Consider the following 8,547-nt stretch of genomic DNA (forward strand, 5'->3'; position numbering starts at 1 on the left):
AAAAAATTACAATAAAACTCACGTTTTTAATGTTACAAAGACATTTTATATAATGTCTGATTATAATTTCAAATCTGAATTATAATGTTCCGCGTTATAGCCTGTCCCGAACTTGCTTCGGGATAACTTGAGCTTTGGCTAAAAGCAGGACAGAACGTTAAGAAATAGTCCTGTGGACTATTTTAGTGAATGGGCCAGCTGGCGCTTTGGCATACTACAGTTACTTAAAAAAATTTATTCTCAAAAGTTTCTTCTGTAATGTTAATGACATCGAGTTTGCGAGACGCATGAACTCCTCTAAAACAAGATTAACCTTGTGAATAAACACTTTTTATGCGACTAGCCTGTGCTGAGCGTAGTCGAAGTATAGGAGGGAAGCATAATGTGTGTGGAATGATGTGCAAACTATTTACTTCCATTTTAATAGCCCTTCATTTGGTTCTTCTAATGCACTTGAATTTTCAATTTGTTTTAGCATGTTATCAAAACTGGTTGGATTGAGCCAATGGCTATATTCTTGAACTCTAACCATCATTCTTATATAAATATCTGGATTGTATTCTTTTGTAAGCTTTCTTAATGCACCTAAATAATCATCACGGTAAACATTTGGAATTAAAATACGCTGTTCAGAATTCTTAACCAGTTCGGAATTCATCATTATTCTTGCTATTCTTCCATTTCCATCATTAAATGGATGAACTTCACTAACAAGGAACATCATATATATAGCCTTACCAAAAACTGAAGGAATTGAATTAATTACTTCATAACCAGCCTTTAAAGTTCCTGGAACCATTTTCGGTATAACGAAATGTGTATTTCCTGCCCTATTAGCTTTTTCTTTAAACATTCCAGGTTGTTTATCTGGTCTTCCTCCTAATATTATTTCGTGCCTTGCTCTTAATACGTCAATAAACTCTTCCGGACTAGAAGGAGTCTTACTCATTTCAAATTTGTTTGAGCATATTTCAAAAGTTCCTTTTACATCGTGCGTATCTCCAGCTCGATTAACAATTATCTTATTTTTATAAATAATTTCAATTGCCTCATCTATTTCAAATGTTGTGCCCTCAATATAATTTGAAAAATAGCTTTCAAAAAAAGCAAATGTCCGGAATTGCTCTTCATTCTTTGCATTATCATCAATTCTATCGAATGGCATAATTTTTAAAGCTCCTGCTAACTTTTGAAAAAGATTTAATCGAGTTGGGTCATAAGGCTCACCAAATGATTGCGCCATTGCTACAGGCGACTTCAGTATTTTACTAGGTTTTGTAGATAATAATGCACCTATTTTTTTATTTAATAAATCAAATTCTTTATTTAACCCTAATTCTTTTGAGATTTTCCGAGATTTATCGCGAAGCTCATTTAATTTTTTTTCGCCACCACTATTTAAAAACAGTAATAATTTTTCTTCAATAATATCTTCAGATACAATTTTAAATTCACCTCCTGTTGACCTACTAGAGCTTAAATTCTCAAGAAATGTTCTTTCTTGAGATGAAACATATAAATCTTTAAATAATGGGTTGTCACTATCTAATGGACCTGGACCCTTTGTGAATTTAAGAGTTACACCAGGCCATCTTACAACTCGATTTTGTGTTGATGTCAGGTATATATATCCTTTTGGAGATAACGTATACTCGATTGCAGATCTGTGACTTAATAGCGATTTCGGATAATGTTTTGATATTAGTTGAAATAAATGCCTTTTAACAATAGTATCTTCTGTGTCAATGAAGTTTGATGTATATGCCTTTGGAAGTAGTTTTCTTATTTTACCATCTTTCAAAAGTTGGCCTATTTTTCTAGATTCGAATGAATCAGAAGAACTATATATTATTTCCGGAAGATCAAGATTCATGATAAATTTCTGCATTTAAAAGTTATTCAAGATCAAAAATAGTAAAATAATTGCACTTAAAATGGTTATTTCGATAAATATTTGCATTTAACAATATGTCGTTACAAATAATTGCACTTAAATTCATAAATTATAGGATGAAAGTAAAATAATTGCACTTAAAATCAATTAAAAGACAAATTGTTGCATTTAATGAAATTGTTTATAAAATAACCCATAATATTAATATTTTATATCTCATTAAATGAGATGTTTTAAATGAGATGTTAAATCAATATGTATTAATTTACATCTGTAAATCAATTCATTATAATGAATCGTATAAAAGAAGTTTTAGAAAGTAAAGGTATTAAGCAAACTTGGTTAGCAGAAAGATTAGAAAAGAGCTACAATATGGTAAATTCATACGTGCAAAATAGGAGACAACCAAGTCTTGAAGATTTATTCAAGATTGCAAAAATATTAGATGTTGCAGTTGCTGAATTACTAGAAACTCATACTCCTTATAAAACTTATGATTCTATACAATCAGCAAATTTAAGTGTTGCTGAAGGTGGAGAAGCGTATGAAAAAATGATTAGAAAATACAGACTTCGCAAGTTTTAAAGACACGAATAAGAAAGATGCTTTTAATCTGCATTTTGATAATTTGGTGGAAACCTATTTTGGTAATGAAATGTCATCCAAATTTGAGGTTGAGTTTATTGAAATAGATGCTAAAACCATAGTTACAATTCATATTAAGGACAAGGCTTCTAACCCTGTAATTATTAAAAACCCAGAAAAGAATAATAATGAGGAGTTTTACATACGTCGAAATGCAAGTGCAGTAGCTTTAACAATGTATGAAATGTTGAGTTATACAAAAGATAATTGGGAGTAAATTAGTTATAATAATAACATGTGATTGGAAACGCAATAGGAATTCAATGTTCAATTTAAGTTGGAGATATTAAAGCGACCTCATAGAATTTTGGCTAAAACAATAGGAGAGAGGAGCGTAATATTTTAGGCTATACAAATGCAATTATCCAGTGAATGATTGTATTTGGATACAACATTTTACTAAATGTTCGTTTTAAATCGTATTTAACTAAAAATGTAATTTGGGTACATTTTCTTAACGTTAAATAGTCTAAAATATAGCGTAACGAGCCGTAATTGTTTCCAAAATTATATGCAGTCATGATTTTTTTGTTTCTTTTTTTATCCAAGAAAAAAAGATAAAATCAAAACTTAAGAAGTTGAAAGCTTCAAATTCTATTTTACATAATATTAATAGTTACAATTACAAAAAGTTTGAATAGTAACGAGAATAGAATAAGTGCTTAGAATTTTATTTTTTTAAAATTTAAGCTCTTATGGCAAGCTTACGAGAATCGCGTAGAAAAAAATATTACCTATAAATACTCAAATACGAGAATTTTGATAACAGCAAAAAGGTTAGCTTTTATTTTGGCGCTGGCAAGCGGTTGGGAATCCCGATGTAAAATCGGGACGAGCGTTTGGCAGTGGCTATTTTACATAACGACAAATTATAGATACAAATAAATAAAACTGTGCGTAGCACACCGATTATTAGTTTAATGACCCAAGTTCCAATTACTGTAATGGAATACAATGTTTCTGGGATATTTTACATAATATAGAATTATAACTATCAAATGGATTCCTCTCATATAAACTATATACAACATTTGTATTATAATGTTCTGCGTTATGTAACTTGAGCTTTGCTTAAAAGCGAAAGTATTTCTACAGTTTCTTCAAAAAATTTATTCTCAAAAGTTTCTTCTACAATGTTAATGAAACACTTTTTATGCGACGACGTAGGAGGGAAGCATAATGTGTGTGGAATGACTTGTTAATGCTTAAATTCCTTATCTAGCCAAATACCATATTTTAACCATAACTCGTATGTAACAAGCCATTTTGAAATCCAAGGAATTGTATCAATAAAATTATATTGAATAAATGGAGATAAGTCGTTTGGATGATATAAGCAAAGACTATGGTTATTATATAAATGAGGAACTAACCCAAATTTTATTTTCTTATCCTCTACATAAATATTTTCTTGCCTGCCCTTTTTATTTGGGTTATAGACAAAAAATATATCATAAGTATTCTTGCAACCAATTGGCTTTAATTTTCCTTTTCCAATGAGACTGCCATCTTTGACTATAGACTTTTTAATCCAATCAAAACTATCTTCGATAAGTTTTTGCTGAATGTGAGCACTAATAAGGTCTTTAGTCAAATCTGGTGGTCTGTATTTTTTGCTAAAATCAATATTATTCAACGTCCCCAAAATTTCTGTTTTCTTTGCTTTTATAACCTTCAGAATTGCTTATGTTTCCAGATCTATCAACGAAAGTATTTCCAGACATAATTGTAACTCCAGCAGATTCTAGTTTATTCGCCTCGTTTTTCGCTATTTCTTTTAATTGTTCCGTTAAGATTCCTTTTATTCTATCACTACCAAACAATTCTTCACCAATACCGAAATCTCCATTTTTAAGTTTTTCCCATTTATTCTTGTAGCTTTTAGCAAAAGCAATAAATTGTTCATAATATTGCTTTTCTTTATCCCACTTTTCTGTAAAATCCTCGTCAGTGTTTACTGGATTCAAAACTTTTATTCTTTTATAAACTCCTTGGCTTTCGAATAAAAATTGATAGTCTGTATAACGCTTTACGATTTTAGTTAATATATTATCTATAGTTTCATAAATAGAAGATTCTCCTTCGTATAATTCACCAAAAATTGTAGTCAATACAATACTTGAAGTTTTATAATCGGGATTCTTTTCAAAGTATATATCTCTATATCTTTTTGTTAATTGCACAGCTCTTTTAAGTGGCTCTTTGCTGTATACATCATTATTTGGTAAATTTTCCTGTTCAGCTTTTGCTTCATTTAATGCCGAAAATGTTCTAAAAGCTTTATTTAAATTTGAAACAGTTACACTTTCAGCTTTTTGTATAAACCAATTTGCATAGCCTTTTGGGTTTGATGAAGTCCAATTTCTTAATTCCCTGTCTGGCACCATTATCTTGCTATCTCCTTCAATTACAATGCAACCAGGAAGTACGTCCATATGAAAATCGCCTGTGTAATCAATTCGAGCGCATCTATTTTTTGGTATTAGCTTCTCTTTATATACATCGTTATTACTTAAAACTCGAATCAAGTGATTATAAATCTCTGAAGACTTATAATTGTAATAAAGGTCTCTTATTTCAACGGTTATATCTAAATCAAATTCTTCTCTTCCTCTTGGCTTTACTGTTGTACCAATAGCCTTTGAACCTTGTGGATAAACTAAAAAATCAATTTTTGAAAAAAAATCATCATCATTTTTTAATACATCATAAACTGCATTATAAGCAGATTCCATTCTTTGAATTCGAGTTTCATCTAACTCTAGTGAAACTGCAATTCTAGTTAAAATGTCTTCTCTTTGAAGTCCATTTTCATGTAAATATTGTTGTAAATTCATAATTAAATTATATGTTTTGTGTGTTGTCCTATTCGTGTTTTACTATTATTAAAGCATTCTTTATTGATTTCATCTTCTGAAACAAATGCATATTTTTTTGTAAATGATTTCTTTTCCTGAAGCTGTTTTAATTCTTCAAGTTGAGTACTATTAAGTTCAATGCTGAAAATATTATACGCCAAAGCGTGATATGTTTCATTATTAAATCGTGTCTCTTTTGAAAGTAATTTTTCTCTAGTATATAAATATTCGGCTCTTATAGATTTAAAGTTTCCGGATGTAAGGATTCCATTATCAATTAATTCCTCATGAAACTCTCTCCAAACGCCAACCTCTCTATCTTTGCCAGATTTAAACCATTTTAATACATCTGGTAAATATTTTGCTTTAATAAAAAACCTTAAATCACGTGGATTTTTTGAGTCAGGTTTAACAGATGCTTCCCATTCTTTATAAATATCTTTATTACCAACTAGCTTATAAACACCACCAACAGGTTGATATTGATTAATTTTATTGCCTTTAACTAAAAAATACTTTTCAGTACCTGCAACTTTAATTCTAATTAAATAACTTAATGAGACGTAAACAATCTTATTTGGAATAAAAAGCCAACATCTTATTGTCAGCTAAAAATTTTTCCCAGTGGTTTTAATTATTTCATAAACGCCAACTATTGTTGTCATTATAAAACCAATTGCAGTTGTCACCAAAATTTCTTTATGAAAGTCTGAAGCACTTTCTAAAAAATAGTATCTATATATTAAATACCCTATTGATAGTAACATAACTATTAAGTATCCAAAAAACCTATATTTTATACCTTTCATTTCTTTTTTGACTCGTTAGTTACTCCTTTAAATTTCCCTCCTGATGTTTTTACATCCATAAATTGACCATTAGTTTTATTACGCTTTACATAAAGTTTTGTTTTTGGGTTTAACACTTGTGTTCTACTCTTTACAGCACCTTTTCTAGCATTGTCTCCGATTGGTTTATTTTTAGCCATTTTTTTCTTTTTAGAATTAGCTGAATTAACGACAATAATCATGCCAATATAATAAGCTGTCAGTTTATATGTTTATTAAATAAACATTGCTTATTAACAAAACAATATTTATATTTGCACAACGTTAAGTATTATATGAAAGATTTTAATTCAACCCTATATAAAATTATAGGCTTAAGAATAAAAGAAGCTCGTCATAGGCTAAATTATAGTCAAGACGATTTAGCAAAAAAAATACTTATTAGTAGAGCTTCAATTTCTAATATAGAATTAGGAAGGCATCAGCCACCATTACACGTATTATATGATATTTCTTCAGTGTTAAATTTTGATTTGCAACAGTTATTACCAACTTTTAACGAGGTCGAAAAACATATTTCTACAAACGAATACAGTGATATTTTAAAGAATATTAGTAGTTTGGATGAAGATTCCAAAAAGGCAATAGAAGAAATAATAAAGAATCTAAATAAATGATTTTTAACTATATCGAAGAAAAATCCGCAAGCATTTTAAAGGAATTTGATCTTTTAAAATCACCAATTAATGTTGATAAGTTAGCAAAAAAATTAGGAGTAGGAGTAGAAGCTTCAAATTTTAATGACGAGGTGTCAGGATTATTTGTCATAAAAGATGACAAACCATATATTGCTTATAATTTAAATCAGAGCAAGAAAAGAAGAAGATTTACCATTGCTCATGAATTGGGGCATTTTGTTCTGCATTCAAAAAGCAAATCTTTATTTATAGATAAGAATAAAAGTATAATGTATCGAAATACAGAATCCTCAACAGGCGAATTTCTTAAAGAAAGAGAGGCTAATGCTTTTGCTGCAGCATTATTAATGCCAATTCCTTTAATATTAGAAGAAGTAAAAGACTTAAATGGAGATGATGTGATTGAAAAGTTGGCTAAAAAATTTAATGTTAGTACTCAAGCCATGTCATTTAGATTGTCCAATTTAGGATATGATTTTGGTATGTTTTGATTAAAGTCACCTAAATTAATGGATGAAATAAATTTAAAAGTTGTTGAAGACCTATTGAAATCAGGTTCTTTAGAATTAGGAGCTATACAAAATGAAATTTGCTTACCAATTCTACAAAGGATTTATAAAAAGATGAAGCTTGGAATAGAATTTGATAATATAAGAGTGAGAGATTCTCGTATTGTAAATGGACATCATAGGTATATTTGCTCCATTCTTTCTGAAACTGTAATTGGAATAGATGAATGGGCAATTCCTTCAACAGCAATTGATTATGATTGGAGCACTATAACTGTTGTTGAAATCGACTATGAAACTGAAGAACAAATAAGAGAACATAATGAAAGAGATGCTGAAATCAATGATGTTGATTTAAGTATTTTTAATGATTTATAAAATAATATATATATTTGTAACATGTTAATCTTGTTAGACATAGATGGAGTAATGGTTTCTGGAGCAAGTTGGAGACGTCTTGAATATGAAAAAGATGGGTTTCCAAGATTTAGTACAAAAGCCGCAAATAGCCTTCAGAAAATTATTTCTGAAACAGGTGCAGGAATTGTATTGACTACTTCGCACAAGTATAGTTATCATATAAGAGAATGGAAAAATATTTTCTCAACTAGAGGTATTAATAATATTACTAGTATCCATAGACTTAAAAGAAATACAAAGAATTTGAATAGGAGAGAAGAGATAGTCAAATGGTTAGAGACAAGTACTGATAAACAATATATAATAATTGATGATGACAAATCATTAAATAGTTTGCCTTATAATATTAAAAAAAGGCTTATTCAAACTAGTTCGACGGTTGGGTTAAATGAAGAACTTGCTGTAAATGCAATTAGTATTTTAAATTCTTCTGGACAACGACGTTTAGCTGTTTAAAAATGTATAAACCAATAAAAAAACCTATCAAATTGATAGGTTTTTTTTATTATTTGAAACTAACATTATGTAAAATAGAATTTCGATGTTAACCTTGGCCTCATAAAATTTTGGCTAAAACAATAGGTGAAGTGAGCGTCCATATTCTAGGCTATTCAAATGCAATTATCCAGTGGATGATTGTATTTGGATGCAACGTTTTACTAAAAACTTGTTTCAAATCGTATTTAGGGCTTGCTGATTTTCATAGTACTTTTAATTTATGATTTTGATACTTAT

At 29.3% G+C, this 8,547-nt stretch carries 10 protein-coding genes and 1 pseudogene; 6 read left to right on the forward strand and 5 right to left on the reverse strand.

Annotated elements, in window-relative coordinates:
- Positions 1–409: 409 nt before the first annotated feature.
- Positions 410–1,888 carry a Fic family protein gene (locus AAC024_RS15105; protein WP_339896329.1) on the reverse strand — a complete coding sequence of 493 codons (1,479 nt, stop codon included), beginning with the start codon at positions 1,886–1,888 and terminating at the stop codon, positions 410–412.
- A 297-nt stretch (positions 1,889–2,185) separates the two neighbouring features.
- On the opposite strand from AAC024_RS15105, the pseudogene AAC024_RS15110 reads away from it, so the two are divergent.
- Both AAC024_RS15110 and AAC024_RS15115 read left to right on the forward strand, forming a co-directional pair.
- Positions 2,186–2,365 (forward strand): annotated as a pseudogene (locus AAC024_RS15110) (helix-turn-helix transcriptional regulator); the annotation flags it as partial.
- A 184-nt stretch (positions 2,366–2,549) separates the two neighbouring features.
- Positions 2,550–2,756: a hypothetical protein gene (locus tag AAC024_RS15115; protein WP_339896330.1), complete on the forward strand. Its 207-nt coding sequence runs from the start codon at positions 2,550–2,552 to the stop codon at positions 2,754–2,756.
- 981 nt (positions 2,757–3,737) lie between these two features.
- Here AAC024_RS15115 and AAC024_RS15120 read toward each other — a convergent pair.
- The 4 genes from AAC024_RS15120 to AAC024_RS15135 all read right to left on the reverse strand — a co-directional run bounded on the left by AAC024_RS15120 (position 3,738) and on the right by AAC024_RS15135 (position 6,385).
- The gene (locus AAC024_RS15120; protein ID WP_339896331.1) at positions 3,738–4,175 is read right to left on the reverse strand and encodes a hypothetical protein; all 438 of its coding nucleotides are present in this window, start codon (positions 4,173–4,175) and stop codon (positions 3,738–3,740) included.
- A complete protein-coding gene (locus AAC024_RS15125; protein ID WP_339896332.1) occupies positions 4,168–5,376 on the reverse strand; it encodes a nucleotidyltransferase in 1,209 nt (402 codons plus the stop codon). The genes AAC024_RS15120 and AAC024_RS15125 overlap by 8 nt, the downstream gene beginning before the upstream one ends.
- A 2-nt stretch (positions 5,377–5,378) precedes the next feature.
- The gene (locus AAC024_RS15130; RefSeq protein ID WP_339896338.1) at positions 5,379–6,005 is read right to left on the reverse strand and encodes a hypothetical protein; all 627 of its coding nucleotides are present in this window, start codon (positions 6,003–6,005) and stop codon (positions 5,379–5,381) included.
- Positions 6,006–6,202: 197 nt separating this feature from the next.
- Positions 6,203–6,385 (reverse strand): hypothetical protein, encoded by a 183-nt coding sequence (locus AAC024_RS15135; RefSeq protein WP_339896333.1) that lies wholly within the window; start codon positions 6,383–6,385, stop codon positions 6,203–6,205.
- A 135-nt stretch (positions 6,386–6,520) separates the two neighbouring features.
- Here AAC024_RS15135 and AAC024_RS15140 point away from each other — a divergent pair, with 135 nt between their 5' ends.
- The 4 genes from AAC024_RS15140 to AAC024_RS15155 are packed head-to-tail and all read left to right on the forward strand — an operon-like array spanning position 6,521 to position 8,268.
- A complete protein-coding gene (locus tag AAC024_RS15140; protein WP_339896334.1) occupies positions 6,521–6,862 on the forward strand; it encodes a helix-turn-helix transcriptional regulator in 342 nt (113 codons plus the stop codon).
- Positions 6,859–7,374: an ImmA/IrrE family metallo-endopeptidase gene (locus AAC024_RS15145; RefSeq protein ID WP_339896335.1), complete on the forward strand. Its 516-nt coding sequence runs from the start codon at positions 6,859–6,861 to the stop codon at positions 7,372–7,374. Before AAC024_RS15140 ends, AAC024_RS15145 begins: the two co-directional genes overlap by 4 nt.
- Positions 7,375–7,392: 18 nt before the next feature.
- Positions 7,393–7,770, forward strand: coding sequence for a hypothetical protein (locus AAC024_RS15150; RefSeq protein ID WP_339896336.1), 378 nt, complete (start codon positions 7,393–7,395; stop codon positions 7,768–7,770).
- A gap of 21 nt (positions 7,771–7,791) precedes the next feature.
- The gene (locus tag AAC024_RS15155; RefSeq protein WP_339896337.1) at positions 7,792–8,268 is read left to right on the forward strand and encodes an HAD domain-containing protein; all 477 of its coding nucleotides are present in this window, start codon (positions 7,792–7,794) and stop codon (positions 8,266–8,268) included.
- The last annotated feature ends 279 nt before the right edge of the window (positions 8,269–8,547 follow it).

The sequence above is a fragment of the uncultured Algibacter sp. genome, assembly GCF_963976535.1.
In the GTDB taxonomy this organism is placed as follows: domain Bacteria; phylum Bacteroidota; class Bacteroidia; order Flavobacteriales; family Flavobacteriaceae; genus Algibacter_B.

What these genes read in the sequence shown, in the direction of transcription:
- AAC024_RS15105 (WP_339896329.1), bottom strand. Translation starts at nt 1,888, where the DNA reads ATGCAGAAATTTATCATGAATCTTGATCTTCCGGAAATAATATATAGT.
- AAC024_RS15115 (WP_339896330.1), top strand. Translation starts at nt 2,550, where the DNA reads ATGTCATCCAAATTTGAGGTTGAGTTTATTGAAATAGATGCTAAAACC.
- AAC024_RS15125 (WP_339896332.1), bottom strand. Translation starts at nt 5,376, where the DNA reads ATGAATTTACAACAATATTTACATGAAAATGGACTTCAAAGAGAAGAC.
- AAC024_RS15135 (WP_339896333.1), bottom strand. Translation starts at nt 6,385, where the DNA reads ATGGCTAAAAATAAACCAATCGGAGACAATGCTAGAAAAGGTGCTGTA.
- AAC024_RS15140 (WP_339896334.1), top strand. Translation starts at nt 6,521, where the DNA reads ATGAAAGATTTTAATTCAACCCTATATAAAATTATAGGCTTAAGAATA.
- AAC024_RS15145 (WP_339896335.1), top strand. Translation starts at nt 6,859, where the DNA reads ATGATTTTTAACTATATCGAAGAAAAATCCGCAAGCATTTTAAAGGAA.
- AAC024_RS15150 (WP_339896336.1), top strand. Translation starts at nt 7,393, where the DNA reads ATGGATGAAATAAATTTAAAAGTTGTTGAAGACCTATTGAAATCAGGT.
- AAC024_RS15155 (WP_339896337.1), top strand. Translation starts at nt 7,792, where the DNA reads ATGTTAATCTTGTTAGACATAGATGGAGTAATGGTTTCTGGAGCAAGT.